19 protein-coding genes and 1 tRNA gene are annotated in these 18344 nt (G+C 42.2%); 19 read left to right on the top strand and 1 reads right to left on the bottom strand.

Annotated features, from left to right (window positions below):
• Positions 1 to 39: 39 nt before the first annotated feature.
• From hemE to WB308_RS06765, 3 genes are all read left to right on the top strand, one after another.
• Positions 40 to 1083, top strand: coding sequence for a uroporphyrinogen decarboxylase (gene hemE, locus WB308_RS06775; protein ID WP_424190250.1), 1044 nt, complete (start codon positions 40 to 42; stop codon positions 1081 to 1083).
• Between the two features lie 2 nt (positions 1084 to 1085).
• Positions 1086 to 2024 carry a radical SAM protein gene (locus tag WB308_RS06770; RefSeq protein ID WP_424190248.1) on the top strand — a complete coding sequence of 313 codons (939 nt, stop codon included), beginning with the start codon at positions 1086 to 1088 and terminating at the stop codon, positions 2022 to 2024.
• Positions 2025 to 2081: 57 nt separating this feature from the next.
• Positions 2082 to 2156 (top strand) — tRNA-Asn (locus WB308_RS06765).
• 64 nt (positions 2157 to 2220) lie between these two features.
• Here WB308_RS06765 and WB308_RS06760 read toward each other — a convergent pair.
• Positions 2221 to 2622 carry a hypothetical protein gene (locus tag WB308_RS06760; RefSeq protein ID WP_424190246.1) on the bottom strand — a complete coding sequence of 134 codons (402 nt, stop codon included), beginning with the start codon at positions 2620 to 2622 and terminating at the stop codon, positions 2221 to 2223.
• Between the two features lie 97 nt (positions 2623 to 2719).
• Between WB308_RS06760 and rfbA the strand changes: the two genes are divergently transcribed.
• The 16 genes from rfbA to WB308_RS06680 form a co-directional block, all read left to right on the top strand.
• Entirely contained in the window at positions 2720 to 3610 is an 891-nt protein-coding gene (gene rfbA, locus WB308_RS06755) for a glucose-1-phosphate thymidylyltransferase RfbA (protein ID WP_424190244.1), read from the top strand.
• Positions 3607 to 4179 carry a dTDP-4-dehydrorhamnose 3,5-epimerase gene (rfbC, locus tag WB308_RS06750; RefSeq protein ID WP_424190242.1) on the top strand — a complete coding sequence of 191 codons (573 nt, stop codon included), beginning with the start codon at positions 3607 to 3609 and terminating at the stop codon, positions 4177 to 4179. The genes rfbA and rfbC overlap by 4 nt, the downstream gene beginning before the upstream one ends.
• Entirely contained in the window at positions 4172 to 5041 is an 870-nt protein-coding gene (rfbD, locus tag WB308_RS06745; RefSeq protein WP_424190240.1) for a dTDP-4-dehydrorhamnose reductase, read from the top strand. The genes rfbC and rfbD overlap by 8 nt, the downstream gene beginning before the upstream one ends.
• Positions 5038 to 6063 carry a dTDP-glucose 4,6-dehydratase gene (gene rfbB / locus WB308_RS06740; RefSeq protein WP_424190238.1) on the top strand — a complete coding sequence of 342 codons (1026 nt, stop codon included), beginning with the start codon at positions 5038 to 5040 and terminating at the stop codon, positions 6061 to 6063. Before rfbD ends, rfbB begins: the two co-directional genes overlap by 4 nt.
• A gap of 2 nt (positions 6064 to 6065) precedes the next feature.
• Positions 6066 to 7088 carry a glycosyltransferase family 9 protein gene (locus tag WB308_RS06735; RefSeq protein ID WP_424190236.1) on the top strand — a complete coding sequence of 341 codons (1023 nt, stop codon included), beginning with the start codon at positions 6066 to 6068 and terminating at the stop codon, positions 7086 to 7088.
• Between the two features lie 32 nt (positions 7089 to 7120).
• On the top strand, positions 7121 to 7957 hold the full coding sequence (locus WB308_RS06730; protein ID WP_424190234.1) for a glycosyltransferase: 837 nt from the start codon (positions 7121 to 7123) through the stop codon (positions 7955 to 7957).
• Entirely contained in the window at positions 7954 to 8727 is a 774-nt protein-coding gene (gene rfbF, locus WB308_RS06725; RefSeq protein WP_424190232.1) for a glucose-1-phosphate cytidylyltransferase, read from the top strand. Before WB308_RS06730 ends, rfbF begins: the two co-directional genes overlap by 4 nt.
• Positions 8712 to 9824: a CDP-glucose 4,6-dehydratase gene (gene rfbG / locus WB308_RS06720; protein WP_424190230.1), complete on the top strand. Its 1113-nt coding sequence runs from the start codon at positions 8712 to 8714 to the stop codon at positions 9822 to 9824. Before rfbF ends, rfbG begins: the two co-directional genes overlap by 16 nt.
• Positions 9821 to 11602, top strand: coding sequence for a thiamine pyrophosphate-binding protein (locus WB308_RS06715; RefSeq protein WP_424190228.1), 1782 nt, complete (start codon positions 9821 to 9823; stop codon positions 11600 to 11602). Before rfbG ends, WB308_RS06715 begins: the two co-directional genes overlap by 4 nt.
• A gap of 3 nt (positions 11603 to 11605) precedes the next feature.
• A complete protein-coding gene (locus WB308_RS06710) occupies positions 11606 to 12469 on the top strand; it encodes an acetaldehyde dehydrogenase (acetylating) (RefSeq protein ID WP_424190226.1) in 864 nt (287 codons plus the stop codon).
• 14 nt (positions 12470 to 12483) lie between these two features.
• Entirely contained in the window at positions 12484 to 13491 is a 1008-nt protein-coding gene (dmpG, locus tag WB308_RS06705; RefSeq protein ID WP_424190224.1) for a 4-hydroxy-2-oxovalerate aldolase, read from the top strand.
• A 2-nt stretch (positions 13492 to 13493) separates the two neighbouring features.
• A complete protein-coding gene (locus WB308_RS06700) occupies positions 13494 to 14498 on the top strand; it encodes an NAD-dependent epimerase/dehydratase family protein (RefSeq protein ID WP_424190222.1) in 1005 nt (334 codons plus the stop codon).
• Positions 14495 to 15424: an NAD-dependent epimerase/dehydratase family protein gene (locus WB308_RS06695; protein ID WP_424190219.1), complete on the top strand. Its 930-nt coding sequence runs from the start codon at positions 14495 to 14497 to the stop codon at positions 15422 to 15424. The genes WB308_RS06700 and WB308_RS06695 overlap by 4 nt, the downstream gene beginning before the upstream one ends.
• Positions 15421 to 16755, top strand: coding sequence for a lipopolysaccharide biosynthesis protein RfbH (gene rfbH, locus WB308_RS06690; RefSeq protein WP_424190217.1), 1335 nt, complete (start codon positions 15421 to 15423; stop codon positions 16753 to 16755). Before WB308_RS06695 ends, rfbH begins: the two co-directional genes overlap by 4 nt.
• Complete coding sequence (locus WB308_RS06685; protein ID WP_424190215.1) at positions 16742 to 17719, top strand: glycosyltransferase family 2 protein; 978 nt, start codon at positions 16742 to 16744, stop codon at positions 17717 to 17719. The genes rfbH and WB308_RS06685 overlap by 14 nt, the downstream gene beginning before the upstream one ends.
• Positions 17716 to 18344, top strand: a 629-nt coding sequence (locus WB308_RS06680; RefSeq protein WP_424190213.1) for a glycosyltransferase family 2 protein, incomplete at its 3' end; no start/stop codon positions are given. The genes WB308_RS06685 and WB308_RS06680, both read left to right, overlap by 4 nt.

Raw genomic sequence — 18344 nt, 5'->3', positions numbered from 1 at the left:
AAGAAAAGAAAGAGAAGAAAACAATAAAGGATTTGTATTATGAGCAAAATTTTCGTCGATGCCTGCTTCGGCAAAGAAACCCCTTACACCCCAGTATGGATGATGCGCCAAGCAGGACGATACCTTCCGGAATATATGGAAGTACGTAAACGAGCCGGAAACTTTTTAAACCTTTGCCACGCTCCGGATATGGCGGCAGAAGTGACAATTCAGCCTCTTGATATCGTCGGTGTAGATGCGGCGATTTTGTTCAGCGATATTTTGGTCGTTCCGAATGAGATGGGGATGAAACTCGACTTTATCAAAGGGGAAGGTCCTGTTTTCGAAAAACCGATCACTTCCGAAGAGGATTTGGATGAGCTAATCGGCGGTGAAGAGGCAGCCTCTAAACTTACCTATGTGTATGAAACGATCCAAATTTTACGCCGCCAACTCGATGAGCGGGGTGATAACAAAGCCCTTATCGGTTTTACGGGAGCACCGTGGACGTTAGCCACCTACATGATCGAGGGACAAGGGACAAAAACTTATAATATCTGTAAAAAGATGATGTACTCAAATCCTGAGCTTCTCCATAAAATCCTTCGTAAAGTGACCGATGTGGTCAAGCTCTACATGGAAAAACAGATCCAATCAGGGATTGATGTCGTCCAAATCTTCGACAGTTGGGCAGCGGCGATCGAGCCGAGCCGTTACGATGAATTCTCGTGGAGCTACATGGTTGAAATCGCCGAGTATTTAAAAGAGAAATACCCGCACGTGCCTGTCATTATGTTCCCCAAAGGTATCCCTGCCTTTTTAGATAAAGTGTACGGGAATTTCGATGTTTTCGGCGTAGACTGGAGTACCCCTATGGCGTTAGCCAAAGAGAAATTGGGCGATCGCTACGTATTGCAGGGAAACATGGAGCCGTGCCGTTTGTACTCCAAAGAGGAAACCACCGCGTGTGTCGAAGCGATCCAAGAGATCATGGGGGGAAAACGCCATATTTTCAACCTCGGGCACGGAATCCTCCCGGATGTTCCGGTTGAGAATGCACAGCACTTTGTCCGTGAATGCCAACGTGTGAGCAAAAAAGGATAACTATGTCCACCATTTTTGGTCCCGTTTTTTCACGCCGCTTTGGTGCGTCACTCGGGATCGATCTTTCCAGTTCCGGAAAACAGTGTAACTTTGATTGCCTCTACTGTGAACTCGCCCCCGCACCTGCTATCGCACACCAGCATACGATTACACCCGTAGAGACAATCATCGCCGATTTACAAGAATCATTAGCAAAACATCCCGCTATCGATGTCATAACTATCACCGCTAACGGCGAACCAACCATGTATCCTTTTTTGGATCTTTTGGTCGATCAGATTGATACGATAAAAGGGGATATCCAAACCCTTATCCTCTCGAACAGTGCCTGTCTCAATGATTCAAATGTCTTTAATTCCCTTTTGAAACTCGATCAAGTAAAGCTCTCTCTCGATGCCGCGACACCCGAAGTATTTAAAAAAATCGACCGTCCTGCTGAGGGGATCGACATCGGCACCATCATCGAGAGTATTACCCGATTCTCACAGGTGTTTAAGGGAAAACTGTTTTTAGAGATACTCTTTGTCAAAGGGGTCAATGATTCAATAAACGAGGTAGAAGCACTTAACGATGCCCTACTCGCTATCCGTTGCGAGCGTATCGATATCGGCACCATCGATCGCCCTCCGGCCTATGCCGTGCAAGGCTTGAACTTTGAAGAACTTTATGCACTCTCCCGCCATTTTGATCCTGCATTACCGATCCATATCGTTTCACGTACGCATGCCTCAGCTACTCCAAGTCCCTACACCGATGAAGAGATCCTCACCACCCTTGATAAGCGTCCTTTGACACGTGATGATATCCATGCCCTTTTCGATGAAGAATCCAAACAACGTTTTCAAACTCTATTAAATCAAGGGAAAATAGTCCAAATTGAGCGTTCAAATGTGATCTTTTTCACTCCGACTGAAAATTTGCACCGAAAACGGGCTAAATAAACCTATTTTTATTGACATTCACCCCTTCATAACGTATAATTACGCCCTCATAAACATTCCGGATTAGCTCAGCGGTAGAGTAGGTGACTGTTAATCACTTGGTCGCTGGTTCGAATCCAGCATTCGGAGCCACCCTTTTACAAATCTCTCTCAAGAACTTGTTTCGTAAATTGAATTTTCCAAGTTCCTCTTTGTTTTAAACTTTTATTTTATTCGTCTCCGGATCATAATGATCACAGGCATACCCTCGAAATCCCTCTACCATCCGGATAATATTTTTAATCGGTGTTGGATTGAACAAACGGCGCATCTGGTGATTGTCCACACAGTCCTGACATCGAGTGACAACGCAGTGAATCGCCGTACTCACGACCAATATCTGCTGTTGCGGATCTATTTCCAAAATATGATCGACACATTGCTGCCCGTTTTCGATACCGTGATCAATGATCACAACATCATAGACCCCTTTTTGATAAGCCATAAAAACGTCACCCAAGGCGGAAGCACTCTCAACCGTCTCCTCAAAAGCCTCTTCGAGTAACATTTTTCGTGTTTGAAGCTGAAAACCTCTTTGATCTATTATTAATATTTTCATAATCTCATTATTACTAAAAGTGCGTTAAAGTTGATTAAACCAACCCATAATATTTTTACACTATAATTATAGTAATATAATATTTTGTAGGAGCAGCATGAAAGGGATCATATTGGCCGGAGGTAGCGGCACACGCCTTTATCCTATCACCAAAGGGGTCAGCAAACAGCTTGTCCCTATCTATGACAAGCCGATGATCTATTACCCTCTTTCGGTTCTCATGCTCGCCGGTATCCGCGAAGTACTGATTATCTCCACTCCAACCGATCTTCCCCGCTTCGAAGAACTATTGGGAGACGGAAGCGATATCGGAATGCGTTTCGAGTACTGCGTTCAACCCTCTCCGGACGGATTGGCTCAGGCCTTTATCCTCGGTGCCGAGTTTATCGGCAAGGATGATATATGCCTTGTACTCGGAGACAACATCTTCCATGGCCACGGTCTGACCAAAATGCTTGCTCAATCGGTACGTAACGTCAAAGAAGAGAACAAAGCGACCGTATTCGGTTACTGGGTCAAAGATCCGGAACGCTATGGAGTTGCAGAGTTTGACAAAGAGGGGAACGTCCTCTCGATTGAAGAGAAACCTGCGTCGCCCAAAAGCTCCTATGCCGTTGTCGGACTCTACTTTTATCCGAACAGCGTCGTCGAGATCGCACAGAATGTCAAACCGAGTGACCGAGGCGAGCTTGAAATCACAACAGTGAACCAAACCTATCTAGCCCAAAACGCCCTCAAAGTGGAATTGATGGGACGCGGTTACGCATGGCTGGATACCGGTACCCATGAAAGCCTGCTCGAAGCGAGTATGTTTATCCAAACGATTGAAAACCGCCAGGGGCTCAAAGTCGCCTGTATCGAAGAGATCGCCTACGAAATGGGCTACATTTCCAAAGAGAAACTCCTCGAACTCGCTCAGCCGTTAAGCAAAAACCAGTACGGTCAGTACCTGATCCGCAGAGCGAATGAAGGGAAGATCGGCGAATGACCTTCACCCGTACTGCCATTCCGGATGTCATTATCATTGATCCCAAGGTGCATGGAGATGATCGCGGCTATTTCGTCGAAACCTTTCGTGCCGACAAGCTCGAAGCCTTTTTAGGCTATCCCCTCCCGTTCTGTCAGGACAACGAGAGCAAATCTTCGTATGGCGTACTGCGGGGACTGCACTATCAGCTCCCCCCTTATGCGCAAAGCAAACTGGTCCGCGTTATCGAAGGAGAAGTGCTCGATGTTGCCGTCGATATCCGCCGCGGTTCACCTACCTTTGGCCAACACGTCGCGGTACACCTCTCAGGGGAGAATAAGCGTCAGCTTCTGATTCCGCGCGGATTTGCCCACGGGTTCGTCGTCCTCTCCGAAACCTGCACGTTCGCCTACAAAGTGGACAACTACTACAGTATCGAATGCGACCGTGGAATGGCCTTTAATGACCCGGCCTTAAATATCGACTGGATCGTTCCGCACGAGAAGCTTCAACTCTCCGCAAAAGATACCAAACAACCTCTTCTGAGTCAAGCAGATCTGTTCGCTTATGGAGTTGATCTGTATGCCTAACATTCTCGTTACCGGGGCCAACGGACAACTGGGAAGCGAACTCAGAGAACTCAGCAGCGCTTATCCCCGATACACCTTTACCTTTACCGACCGCGATACACTTGATCTCTCTAACCTCTGTAAGATGGAAGATTACTTCGAAGATAAAATCTTTGATGCCATCCTCAACTGCGCGGCCTACACAGCCGTAGATAAAGCGCAAAGCGAAAAAGATCTGGCCGATGCAATCAATCACCGCGCAGTCTCGATCCTGGCCAAAATCGCCAAGCTCCGAAACATCTCTCTGGTCCATATTTCGACCGATTATGTCTTTAACGGACAAAACTACCGTCCCTATGTCGAAAGCGATCCCGCCGATCCGCAGGGGGTCTATGGACATACCAAGCGCCATGGGGAAAATACCATCCTCTCCGTAGCTCCCAAAAACACGATCATCATCCGTACTTCGTGGGTGTATTCCTCTTTCGGCAATAACTTCCTCAAGACGATGTTGAGACTGGGTAAAGAGCGTGACAGCCTCGGCGTGATTTTCGATCAGGTCGGGACGCCGACCTATGCGCGTGACCTGGCCAAGGCTGTTTTAGAGATTCTTCCCCATATCAACAACGAATCGCCTGAAATTTACCATTACAGCAACGAAGGTGTGGCAAGCTGGTACGATTTCGCCCAAGCGATATTTGAACTCAGCGGGGTGAAGTGCACTGTCAATCCCATCACAAGCGATCAGTATCCGACCCCGGCCAAGCGCCCCCATTACAGTCTGCTCAATAAATCAAAAATCAAAAATGATTTTAATATCTCAATCCCGTATTGGAGAGATTCACTCAAAGAATGTTTGAATACCTTAGGAGAAACCAAATGAAAACCCTTTTAGTCACCGGATGCGCCGGATTTATCGGCAGCAATTTCGTCCCGTATTTTTTAAACAAATATCCCGATGTCCGTCTCATTAATCTCGATCTCCTCACCTATGCGGGAGATATGAATAACCTCGGTGATGCACCCCAGAATGAACGTCATATCTTCGTCCAAGGGGACATCTGCGACCGATCTTTGGTCGAATCGCTCTTTAATACCTACGGTATCCGAGGTGTGATCCATTTCGCGGCGGAGAGCCATGTCGATAACTCCATTAAAAATCCGGGCGTATTTGTCCAAACCAACGTCAACGGTACCTTTACCCTCATCGACGTCGCCTACAAACACTGGATGGAAAAACCGTTTGTCTATAAAGCAGGATTTGAAGGGTGCCGTTTCCACCATATCAGTACCGATGAAGTCTACGGAACACTGGGTGAATCAGGGCTCTTTACCGAAGAGACTTCCTATGCTCCCAACAGTCCCTACAGTGCTTCTAAAGCCGGATCTGACATGATCGTAAGATCGTATCATCATACCTACGGAATGAATACCGTCATCACCAACTGCTCCAACAACTACGGCCCCAAACAGCATAACGAAAAACTTATCCCGACCATCATCCGTAAAGCACTTGCGGGTGAGAATATCCCGATCTACGGAGACGGCAAAAATATCCGTGACTGGCTCTACGTCTTAGATCACTGCAAAGGGATCGATCTCGTTTATCATACCGGACGCAGCGGAGAAGTTTATAATATCGGCGGACGCAATGAACGCAATAACAACCAGATTGCGGATCGCATCTGTACTCTCCTCGATACGATGCGACCCAAAGCAGACGGCAAAAGCTATAAAGAGCTGATCACCTACGTCGAAGACCGTGCCGGACATGACCGCCGCTACGCAATCGATGCAACGAAGCTTGAAAATGAACTCGGATGGAAAGCCGATGAAAACTTTGATACCGGTATTGTGAAAACGATAGAATGGTATTTGCAAAAATACACTCAAGACATGAACTAACCATGACCAAACCGAAGGATGTGAAACGGGCATTGGTTTTACGGTGCGGTGCATTGGGCGATTTGGTGTATGCGACCAGTGTCATCGATGCCCTCAGAAAAGAGTATGGAGAAGAGATTGCCATCGATTTTATTTGTACTCCGGGAACGGGCAAACTCTTTACGAACGATGATCGGATCAATCATATTTTTCCCCTCAAGCATAAAAAACTCCCCATTTGGCTCAGTCCGCAAAAGCGCGCTATCATCCGTCATTCAGAGCAGCACCCATACGATCTGTTAATCTCGTTGGAGTTCGGCAAACAGTTTAAAAGTCTTATCAGCGCCATTCATGCAACCCATAAAACCGGAATGGGGCTTCTCTCAACAAACGTAGATGCCACCGCTCTGAATCGGGGAGAAACAACCAAACTCTATTATCGTGACATCATAACTCCTGAACATCTTGCACAAGCAAAACCTATACTGTATGGGGTTCCGGAAGAGACCTTGCATGCCAAATTCGATCTGCCTGCGAATGCCATCGTTATAGCCCCCAGCAACTCCCATAATCAAAAAAAAGGGCTCAACTACCGGGCATGGCCGTTTGAACACTGGCGCTCACTTATTGCAACCCTTTCGGAACAGACTCCCGTTCTAATGGTCGGCGCAGCGGGAGAAGAGTCTTTTTTCAACCATATCAAGCCTTATCCGCCCAATGTCATCGATCTGGTCGGCAAACTTTCCATCCCAGAGCTCATCACCGCCGTTCAGTACGCAGACGGACTCATCTGTACCGACTCTGCTACAGGTCATATCGGTGCTGCTGTTGATACCCCGACATTTGTTTTAATGGGGCCGAATAATCCTCTTACCGACAGTCCTTATAAAAGTGACACGAATCAGGTATATCCGATATCCTTAGGACTCCCCTGCTCTCCTTGCTACAAAACAGAAACGATGAAACAATGCAGGGAAAACATTTGTATGAGTCAAATCACCCCGACCATGGTGATAGAGTCGTTAAAATCAACCAAAATCTTATAAAATACCATCATAACTTTCAGGAGATACCGTATATGCCTTATCCTAAAACCACTATCATTATCTCCGTTTATAAAGACACTGAAGCGCTTGGATTTATATTAGACAGTCTCGAAAACCAAACCTTGCTTCCCGATGAAATCATTGTTTCTGAAGATGGTGAATCCTCTGAGATGCGCGAATTTATCGCTACCCAAAAAGAGCGTTTCCCCAACCTCGTCCATCTCACACAAGCAGATGACGGGTGGCGTAAAAATATCGCGATGAACAATGCCATCAAAGCCTCATCCCATGAGTACCTTATTTTTATCGACGGAGACTGCGTTCCCTACAGCACCTTTATCCAAGGACATGCGGAAAATGCAGAGCACGGTATCGTTCTGTGCGGAAAACGGTTCGAACTTGGCCCAAAATTTACCGATAAAATCAAAAGTCACAAGCTGAGTATGTCAGAATTAGAAAAAAAATTCTTATGGTATCTTCCATGGATGGCCAAAGACGGAGCAAGACATGTTGAAGAAGGATTTTATTTTCCCTCAGGCAGTTGGTTGAGCAATATCTCAAAACGCTACGTCCGGTATATCATCGGCTGTAATTTTTCATGCTACAAAGAAGATTTTTTAAAAATCAACGGTTTCGATGAGACCTATCGCCTCCCTTCTGTCGGTGAAGACATTGATTTAGGATGGAGATTCCGCGGTTTGGGAATAGAGCTCAAATCGTGTCGAAACAATGCCTGCATGATGCATCTATGGCATAAAAAAAGATTTGATGCGACACAAGGTGATATTAATAACAAAATTTTAAAAGTCAATTTCGACAACAATACCTTTGTTTGTAAAAATGGGATTATTAAGGAGGAGAATAAATGAAAGTCGTCTTACTCGCCGGTGGATACGGAACACGTATTTCAGAAGAAACGGATCTAAAACCGAAACCGATGGTGGAGATAGGGGGAAAACCGATCCTTTGGCATATTATGAAAATGTATTCGGCACACGGTTTTAATGATTTTGTCATTTTACTTGGTTATAAAAGCTACTACATCAAAGAATATTTTGCCAACTATTTTCTCCACCAAAGCGATATAACGATCAACCTTCAAACCAATGCAATGGAAGTACACAACAACAGTAGCGAGCCATGGAAAGTGACTCTCGTCGAAACGGGACTCGACACGATGACCGGGGGACGAATCAAAAGAGCTGAAAAGTATCTCGGTAACGAACCCTTTTTGCTGACCTATGGTGACGGTGTCAGTGATGTCAATATTGCCGAAACGGTAACATTTCACCAAACACACGGTAAAGCGCTGACCATGACGGCAATTCAGCCGGAAGCACGTTTTGGAAACCTCGATATTCAAGAGGATATGAGCGTTACCAGTTTTGTCGAAAAACCAAAAACTGAGGGGGGATGGATTAACGGAGGATTTTTTGTTTGTGAACCCAAAGTCCTCAACTATTTGAGCGCAGACGAATCATGTATTTTTGAACAAGCTCCACTTCAAAATTTGGCAAAAGACGGTGAGTTGGTTGCTTTTAAACATCATGGATTTTGGCAATGTATGGATACACTTCGTGATAATCAAAAACTAAATCAAATGTGGCATGATGATAAAGCCAAATGGAAAAACTGGTAATGCAAAATCTTTTCGGCGGTATATATCATGGACGAACTGTTCTGGTAACAGGGCATACAGGATTTAAAGGGTCATGGTTAGCATTATGGTTAAACCAAATGGGGGCCAATGTTATCGGCTACTCATTGAAAGCGCCAACAGAACCAAATCATTTAGACCTTTTAAACCTTAATATCATTTCTGTTATCGGAGATATCCGAGATCTAAATAAACTGAATGAAACCTTTCAAACGCATCAACCCGAAATCGTTTTTCATCTCGCAGCACAGCCTCTGGTGCGCCTCTCCTATGAAAACCCAATCGAAACCTATGAGACGAATGTCATCGGTACCCTCAAAGTCTTTGAAGCGTGTCGAGCGCATAACGTCAAAGCGATCGTCAACATCACGAGCGACAAAGCGTATGAGAATAAAGAATGGGTTTGGGGATATCGCGAGAATGACCCGATGGGGGGGTATGATCCGTACAGCTCTTCCAAAGGGTGTGCCGATCTCCTCGCCAACTCTTACCGAAGTTCCTATTTCAATCCGGAGGAGTACAAAAAATCGCACCATACCCTTTTGGCATCATGCCGTGCTGGGAATGTCATCGGAGGGGGAGATTGGGCAAAAGACCGTCTTATGACCGACATCATGCTCTCCGTATCACAGGGGAAAAAAGTGAGTATTCGCAACCCTCACGCAACCCGTCCCTGGCAACATGTCCTCGAACCGCTCAGCGGGTATCTCGCTATCGGACAAAAGCTTCTCGAAGAGAAACGAGAATTCGCAGAAGCGTGGAACTTCGGTCCCAGTGACGAGGGAAGCATCACCGTCGAAGAGGTTGTGAACCATGTCAAAAAACATTGGAATACAATCAACTACGAAATCAATCGTGATCCGCACCAGCTTCATGAAGCGAATTTATTAAAACTCGATTGTTCCAAAGCCCATCTCCGTATAAAGTGGAAAGATGTATGGAACAGCGAAACAACGTTCGAAAAAACGGTATTATGGTATAAGAACTTTTATGAAAATAATACCGTCGATACAATCGATGATTTAAATCAATATATTTTAGATGCAAAAAAGAAAAACTTAGAGTGGAGTATGGTGTGAAGATTAGAGTGGCAGATTATATAACGCAAAAATTAGCTGAAGTAAGCGGTAATAAACTTTTTATGATTACCGGCGGTATGATCATGCATCTTACGGATGCTGTATACAAGCAAAAAGAGACACTGGATACTTATTTTTTTCATCACGAACAAGCGGCTGCGATGGCAGCGGAAGCTTATGCCCGATATTCTAAAAAAATAGGGGTAGTTTATGTTACAGCTGGGCCAGCTGCCCTTAATACATTGACTGGTGTTGTAGGGGCTTATGTCGATAGATCTCCTTGTATTATTGTCTCTGGACAATCTAAGGTTGAACAAGTTCATATAACTGCGCCTCGCCAGTTTTCTTTGCAAGGATTCAATACCTTGCCAATTTTTGAAAAGGTTACAAAGTTCGCAGTTATACTGGATGATCTTACTACAGTACGGTATAACATTGAAAAAGCGATTCATATTGCTTCGCAAGCGCCTTTCGGACCCGTTTGGATTGAATGCCCTATTGATATACAAGGAGCGATGTTTGATCCTGATGATCATGCCAGTTTTGTACCGGAACAGGTTGCTCAGCAATCTACAATCGACATTAGGCCGATTATAGAAGTATTGGAAATAGCAAAAAGGCCTGTTATCTTGATGGGCGCAGGGGTGCAACAAGCGAATGCAGTACAGGAAGCTCACAAAATAGCAGATACCTTTGGAATTCCTATTGTTACTACAAGAATGGGAATGGATATTTTAGATCATGAACATCCAAATTTTATTGGTAGACCGGGTACGTATGGGGACAGAGCCGGCAACTTTGCTGTGCAAAACTCTGATGTATTGCTGGTATTGGGTTCAAGATTGAGTATCGGACTCATTGGTCATGATTATCAAAGTTTTGCACCAAAGTCGAAGATTATACTAGTGGAAATCGATCCTCTGGAATTTGAAAAACCGTCTGTCAAAAATGCAACGAAAATATTGGGTGATGTAAAAGAAGCTATGCATCTTCTTCTGCAAAATTTCTGTCCTCAAAAAGATCAGTACATCAAATGGTTGGAAAAAGCACGAGGATGGAAACACAACTATCCGGTTGACCTCCCTGAATATATACATGAAAAAGAGGGCGTTAATTCGTACCATTTTATGCGGGTTTTTTCCGAGTATTTGACACCAAATGACGTTATTGTTACCGATACAGGATCTTGTTTCCATGTACATGCACAAGCGTTTAAAGTAAAATTCGGACAACGGCATATTATTACAGGCGGTTTGTCCACTATGGGGTATAGTCCTGCTTCGATCGGTGTAGCGGCCTTGGCGAAAGATGAGCATAAAGATGTTTACTGTATTAGCGGTGATGGATCTATTCAGATGAATTTACAAGAGTTCCAAACGATTGCGCATTATAAATTACCGATAAAAACAATTATTTTAAATAATAATGGCTACCTTTTAATACGCCACACTCAAAATAATTTTATGGAAGGTAGATTGTTTGGTGAGAGCAGTGAAACGGGTGTAGCCACTCCATCTATGAAAAAAGTAGCTGATTTGTATGGTATTAAATACATGTCTGTATCCAATTTAGACGAAATGGAAAATGCGATCAAAGAGCTTATCACATATGATGGAGCTGTTATTTTTGAAGTCATGACTCCAACAAATCAGTTGTTAATACCAAGGGTTGCATCCAAAAAATTAGAGGATGGCAAAATCATTTCCATGCCGTTTGATGATATGTTCCCTTTTTTGCCTAGAGAAGAATATGAAAAAAACATTCAGGCAGATTTTTAATTAATGAAACTTAAAGTTGCTATTTTAGGAACAGGAAATATCGGTACTGATTTATTGATGAAAATCAAACGATCAGAATATTTAGAATGTACTTTGTTCGCTGGCAGAAATATAAACTCCAAAGGGATGTTAAAAGCTATGTCTTTAGGCGTTCCTCTGAGCGATAAAGGGATTCAATCCATTATAGATCACCCCGAATGCTGTGATTTGGTTTTTGACGCAACTTCGGCTGCCAGTCATACAATGCATGCAGAAGTCCTTAAAAAATTGAGTAAGATTGTTATTGATTTAACACCGGCTAAACTTGGACTGCTAACAATCCCTTCCGTTAATTTATCAGAAGCACTGAAATACGATAATTTAAATATGATTACTTGTGGAGGGCAAGCTTCAATTCCCATCGCTCATGCTATCAGCCAAACTGAAAAAAATATCGAATATATTGAGTTGGTATCGACTATTGCATCAAAAAGTGCCGGACCAGGCACACGGGCCAATATCGATGAATATATTGAAACGACTGAAAAAGCACTTTCTCATTTTACCGGCTGTAAGAATGTGAAAGTAATTCTAAATCTGAATCCTGCGCAGCCCAGTATAGATATGAATACAACGATATATTTAAAAATCCAAAATCCAAACATGGATTTGATACGGGCTGAAGTGGCTAAAATGGCGGCTACAATTCGATCGTACGTTCCCGGATATATTCTGGCGCTTGAACCTGTTTATGATAACGGTTTGGTAATTTTGTCTATTAAAGTGCAAGGGCTGGGAGATTACCTTCCTAAATATGCGGGAAATTTAGATATTATTAATTCTGCTGCGATTGCAATAGCCGAAGAGTTCGCAAAAAATAGAAAATAGAGAGAGATACCATTATGAAAAGTAAAATCAATCTTTATGACGTAACGCTAAGGGATGGCTCTCATGCGATTTCGCATCAATTAACTGAACAACAAATAGACGCATATACTCAGCTTATAGATAAAACAGGTATTTATGCTATCGAGGTTGGCCATGGTAACGGGCTCGGTGCTTCGTCTGTGCTAGTCGGACAAAGCAGAATCAGTGATGAAATGCTCATCAAAACAGCCAAAAACAATTTGCACAATACAAAGCTTGGGATACATGTTATCCCAGGATTTGCAACAATCAATAAAGACATAAAGAATGCTTTGTCCTGGGGAGTTGATATCGTACGAGTTGCCAGTCATTGTACCGAAGCGGATACCACAGAAAGACATATCGGCTATGTTCGAGAAAAAGGGAAAGAAGCGTACGGGTTGTTGATGATGAGCCATATGACAACGCCTGAAATTTTGTTTGATGAAGCTATTAAAATGCAAACGTATGGTGCGGAAGCCATTGTGATTTTAGATTCCGCCGGCAGTTATTTGCCGAATGATGTAAAAGAAAGAATTTCCTTGCTATCTCAAAATTTGAATGTACCGGTCGGGTTTCATGCACATAATAATTTAGGATTGGCAATTTCAAATTCGCTGGTTGCTATTGAAGCGGGTGCTCAAATTATTGATGGTGCGGTGAAAGGGTTCGGGGCCGGAGCCGGAAACGCGCAGCTTGAAGTCTTAGTTGCCGTACTTGAAAAGCTGAAATACAGTACGCATGTCGATTTGTATAAGATATTAGACGTAGCGGATATGGTGGAAAAGAATCTCATAAAAGAACCGATCACCATCTCTTCTTTAAGTATTGTCAGTGCCATCGCCGGAGTATTTTCCGGCTTTTCAAAGCATGTCAAAAGAATATCCAACGAGTTCGGAATCGATTCTAGAGATATTTTTATGGAACTCGGCCGCCAAAAAATAGTTGCAGGGCAGGAAGATACAATCATAGATATAGCAATGAAATTGCAAAAAAGGATTTGACGTTGTTTTTATTTAATCTAACGGAAAATGAAGCATCAAATCTCAAAAAATTAAAAAATAAACAAATTCTTATAACAGGCGGAAGCGGTTTTATCGGAATTTGGCTGACACATCTTGTGTTATATCTAAATGATACCCAAAATTTCAATATCAAATTGTATTTGATTGCGAGAAACATAAGCGATGAGACAAGTCAGATAATTGCAAACAGAAAAGATGTTACTTTTATAAAAAGCGATGTAAGAAACTTATGCGAGTTCCCGAAAGATATATCTTATATCATCCATTCGGCTACATCGCCGGACAATAGGGTTTATATGTCTAATCCAGTAGAGTCAATGGATATTATTGCAAATGGCACAAAAAGTGTTATGGAAAATGCCTTGCATTTAGAAAAACTGGAAAAAGTAATCAACTTAAGTTCAGGACAAATATACGGTACAATCGATAGTCATAATATCAGAGAAGGTGATTTCGGCAAGATCAACAGTAACAGTATTGCGGCAATCTACCCAGAAGCTAAAAGATACGCAGAGACATTGACAAATGCTTATCGAAGTTTACATAAATTACCGACAGTCCAAATACGTCCATTTTCATTCATTGGCCCTTTTATGGATATGAATAAACCATGGGCTGTTAATAATTTTATTAGAGACGCTTTAAAATTTAAACATATTAGGATTTTAGGAAATGGCAAGCCTATAAGAAGTTATATGTATCCTACAGATATGGCAATATGGATATTAAATATTTTAGTGCATGGGAAAGTTGGATCCGCATACAACCTCGGGAGCAATGTGGGAGTTTCACTTGAAGAAGTAGCCTTGAAAATAAAAAATATTATCGGTTCTAGTGTCAATATTGAGATTCTAAATATGAATGACAATTGTTCGGAGTTTGTTCCGAATATTGATCATGTACGGCAAGAACTTGGCCTTGATATTACCGTTGATATTGATGAAACACTCACTAAATCGATAAATTGGTTTGGAAAATTTCTATGAAAATCCTCATCATCGGTGCCAACGGATTCATCGGCAAGCATTTACGCGAATATTTGGCAGAAAATACTATGTACACACTTTTAACTCCGAGTAGTAAAGAACTTAATGTTGCTCAGGAAGAAAGTGTTGATGCGTATATGGAAGCACATAAGCCTGACATTATTATCAATTGTGCTAACCGAGGAGGGGGGCGAGACAGTGGCAATGAAAATATCGTTCATGAAAATCTCCGCATGTTTTTCAACATCGTCAAACACTCCGATAAAGTCTCTAAAATCATCCATTTCGGCAGCGGTGCAGAATACAGCAAGCATAAGCCGATTGTGGATGTCAAAGAAGAGGATGCAGATACGGCAATGCCTTTGGATGAATACGGATTTTACAAATCTGTCTGCTCGAAATTCATCGAAAAAAGTGACAATAATCTCAATTTGAGAATTTTCGGCTGTTACGGTGAATACGAGAACTACGAGTTTAAATTTATCTCAAATGCCATTGTCAAAAATCTTTTGCATTTACCGATCACGATCAATAAAAATGTATTTTTTGATTATATCTATGTGAATGATTTAGTAAAAATCATAGAACATTTTTTACACCATGAGGGTCATCATAAAATCTATAACCTCACAACCGGGAAAAAAGTCGATTTGATCACACTCGCTCATTTGATCAATGAAACGAGTGATTTCACCTCTGAGATCAAGGTCATCAATGATGGGCTGAATAATGAATATACATCTGACAACAGCCGATTGATTAATGAAATCAACACGTTTGAGTTTACTTCACATCGCGAAGCGATCATACAAATGCGACATTATTACGCTTCGATTTTGGATCAAATCGACAGAGATAAAATTGAGGCTGATCCCTACTTACAACTATGCACTACATTTTGGAATAAACACGAGGAGAAAGAATGACGCCGGCAGAACAACTTAAAAATGAGATATTGCAAAAAACAAAAGAATATTATGAGCTAGTACATAAACCAACACAAGATAAAGAGTTTGTAGCAGGCAAAAGCCGTGTCAACTATGCAGGACGTGTTTTTGATGAAAAAGAGATGATCAACCTCGTCGACAGCTCCCTCGACTTTTGGCTCACCTACGGAAACTACTCGAAAATATTTGAAAAAAAACTTGCTGAATATCTAGGGGTACGATGGGCATTTTTGGTCAATAGCGGAAGCTCGGCGAATCTCCTTGCCTTCTACGCTTTGACTTCACCTCTTTTAGGTGATCGCCAAGTTAAGCGTGGCGATGAAGTGATCACCGTAGCCGCCGGATTTCCGACGACGGTTGCTCCCGTAGTCCAATATGGTGCCATTCCGGTATTCGTCGATATGGAGCTGGAGCATTTTAACATCGATACAACACAGCTTGAAGCGGCACTCAGTCCAAAAACTAAAGCGGTCATGATCGCCCATACCTTAGGGAATCCGTTTAACCTCCGCGCTGTCAAAGCGTTTTGTGACAACCATAATCTCTGGATGATCGAGGATAACTGTGATGCGCTAGGGTCCACCTATGAAGGAAAACCGACAGGGACATGGGGTGATATCGGAACATCAAGTTTTTACCCACCCCATCATATGACGATGGGAGAAGGAGGCGCGACCTACACCGATAATCCCCTCCTCAAAAAAATCATGCTGAGCATGCGTGACTGGGGACGTGACTGCTGGTGTGAAAGCGGTATCGACAATACCTGCGGATGCCGTTTCTCTCAAAGTTTCGGAACGTTGCCGAAAGGGTACGATCACAAATACGTCTACAGCCATTTTGGATTTAACCTCAAAGTCTCCGACATGCAAGCCGCAATCGGCGTTGCGCAGCTCGAAAAATTTCCTACGTTTGTCGAAAAGCGAAAAGAAAATTTCACCAAACTTTACAAAGGGCTAGAAGGGGTTGATGGATTGATCTTAAACTCTGCCACCCCCAATAGTGATCCCAGCTGGTTTGGGTTTATGATCACCCTCAAAGACGGCGTACCATTTACCCGTAATGCACTCGTCGAACATCTCGAAAACGCAAACATCCAAACACGCAACCTTTTCGCGGGAAATATGCTTCGCCATCCGATGTTTGACAGTATGGTACAAAACAGTGATTACCGTGTGATCGGTGATCTGCCTAATACGGACAAGATTATGAATGACAGTTTTTGGATCGGTCTTTATCCGGGGATGGGTGATGAAGCAATCGAGTATATGATTAAAACCATTATAGACTTCACCAATGTCCAATCCTAAAGTATCTGTACTCATTCCGGCGTACAATTACGCGCAGTATCTTCCCGAAGCAATCGATAGTGTTTTAGCCCAAACCTTTGAAGATTTTGAAATACTTATTGTAGACAACTGTTCTACAGACAACACCGAAGAAATTATCATGGAATATCTTAAAAAAGATAGAAGAATACAATATTTCAAAAATGAAGAAAACATTGGTCCCTATCGAAATTACAATCAATGTCTATTATATGCATCAGGTGAATATATCAAATTTTTAAACGCCGATGATAAGTTTGCACCTACACTTCTTGAAAAATTTGTCTCTATTTTAGATAACAACCATGACATTGCCATTATCACATCTTATCGCCAATACTTCGGGTCCAAAACTGATATACTAAAAACTCCGTATAAAGGTCAAGTCGAGTCGAAAACAGCTATTCTCTCATCTCTCAAATACGGTAACTGGATAGGTGAGCCAACTACCGTTATGTTTAGGCGAAAACATCTTAATTTAGGATTATTTGATATTTCATTATTACCGTTTGCGGATCAGGATATGTGGCTACGACATCTTAGAGTAGGCAGCCTCTATACGATTGATGAGGTTCTTTCATATTTTAGGATACATGATGAAATGGGAACATTTCAAATTTCTAATAATAAAGACAAACGCTATTTTAATATATTACAATACGCCGAATATCGACGAAATGCAATTTTAAATCATCGCTTCGGCTATAATTTGTATACACATGCACCGAAAGAAGCACGAAAGATTTTAAATGATGCGACTAAAAGAATTGTAAAACTAATCGAAACCAAAACAACTTCCATAGAACCTTTAGCCTATCTATACCGTTTTATTATTGTACAAAAATTCTTTCAAGTCGCAATCACCCCCGATTTTATTTACCGGACTTATGCCAAACTAAATGCGGTTCGTAAAACGATAAAAGCTTTTTTTAAAGTAAGCAAATGAAAACCGTCTCAGTTGTAATATGTACTTACAATGGAGAAAAATATCTCCGGGAGCAACTCGATTCTCTGATTCATCAAACACTTCAACCGACAGAAGTTATTTTGCAAGACGATGGCTCATCGGATCATACGATCGAAATAGCCCATTCTTATTGCGATAAATTGAATCTGAAAATCTATAGAAATGAAACCAATTTAGGATTTTCCAAAAATTTTGAATCGGCGATATCCAAAGCAACCGGGGATTTTATTGCACTTTGTGATCAAGACGATATTTGGGAAAAAAACAAACTTGAATTGTTAGCGAATGCACTTGGAAAAGCAAGTTTAATCTATTCGGATTCCCTATTGGTAGATTCGAACAATGCATCTTTAAATCTTTTGTTTTCTAATCGGCTAAAACGCCATTTTGCTCCATCAAATACAGCATTGAATTTTTTATTTTCAAATGTCGTTGCAGGTCATGCGATGTTATTTCAAAAAGAATTAGTGAAAGATATTATCCCTTTTCCAAACGATATTTATTTCGATACGTGGATTGCAGCAACTGCAGCCAGTAAACAAGGGATAGTCTATTTACCAATCCCGCTCGTTCGATACAGACAACACTCTTCAAATACCCTTTC

It is taken from the genome of Sulfuricurvum sp. (genome assembly GCF_049587615.1).
GTDB lineage: Bacteria > Campylobacterota > Campylobacteria > Campylobacterales > Sulfurimonadaceae > Sulfuricurvum.
Note: the sequence above shows the minus strand (reverse complement) of the source record. Positions and strands in the feature narration are given on the sequence as shown.

Bases quoted from the DNA above. Each gene is read 5' to 3' on its own strand.
- WB308_RS06710 (WP_424190226.1), top strand. From the start codon at position 11,606: ATGAAACTTAAAGTTGCTATTTTAGGAACAGGAAATATCGGTACTGAT.
- rfbF (WP_424190232.1), top strand. From the start codon at position 7,954: ATGAAAGTCGTCTTACTCGCCGGTGGATACGGAACACGTATTTCAGAA.
- WB308_RS06735 (WP_424190236.1), top strand. From the start codon at position 6,066: ATGACCAAACCGAAGGATGTGAAACGGGCATTGGTTTTACGGTGCGGT.
- WB308_RS06730 (WP_424190234.1), top strand. From the start codon at position 7,121: ATGCCTTATCCTAAAACCACTATCATTATCTCCGTTTATAAAGACACT.
- rfbA (WP_424190244.1), top strand. From the start codon at position 2,720: ATGAAAGGGATCATATTGGCCGGAGGTAGCGGCACACGCCTTTATCCT.
- WB308_RS06685 (WP_424190215.1), top strand. From the start codon at position 16,742: ATGTCCAATCCTAAAGTATCTGTACTCATTCCGGCGTACAATTACGCG.
- rfbB (WP_424190238.1), top strand. From the start codon at position 5,038: ATGAAAACCCTTTTAGTCACCGGATGCGCCGGATTTATCGGCAGCAAT.
- WB308_RS06695 (WP_424190219.1), top strand. From the start codon at position 14,495: ATGAAAATCCTCATCATCGGTGCCAACGGATTCATCGGCAAGCATTTA.
- rfbH (WP_424190217.1), top strand. From the start codon at position 15,421: ATGACGCCGGCAGAACAACTTAAAAATGAGATATTGCAAAAAACAAAA.
- dmpG (WP_424190224.1), top strand. From the start codon at position 12,484: ATGAAAAGTAAAATCAATCTTTATGACGTAACGCTAAGGGATGGCTCT.
- rfbD (WP_424190240.1), top strand. From the start codon at position 4,172: ATGCCTAACATTCTCGTTACCGGGGCCAACGGACAACTGGGAAGCGAA.
- rfbC (WP_424190242.1), top strand. From the start codon at position 3,607: ATGACCTTCACCCGTACTGCCATTCCGGATGTCATTATCATTGATCCC.
- WB308_RS06760 (WP_424190246.1), bottom strand. From the start codon at position 2,622: ATGAAAATATTAATAATAGATCAAAGAGGTTTTCAGCTTCAAACACGA.
- hemE (WP_424190250.1), top strand. From the start codon at position 40: ATGAGCAAAATTTTCGTCGATGCCTGCTTCGGCAAAGAAACCCCTTAC.
- rfbG (WP_424190230.1), top strand. From the start codon at position 8,712: ATGGAAAAACTGGTAATGCAAAATCTTTTCGGCGGTATATATCATGGA.
- WB308_RS06770 (WP_424190248.1), top strand. From the start codon at position 1,086: ATGTCCACCATTTTTGGTCCCGTTTTTTCACGCCGCTTTGGTGCGTCA.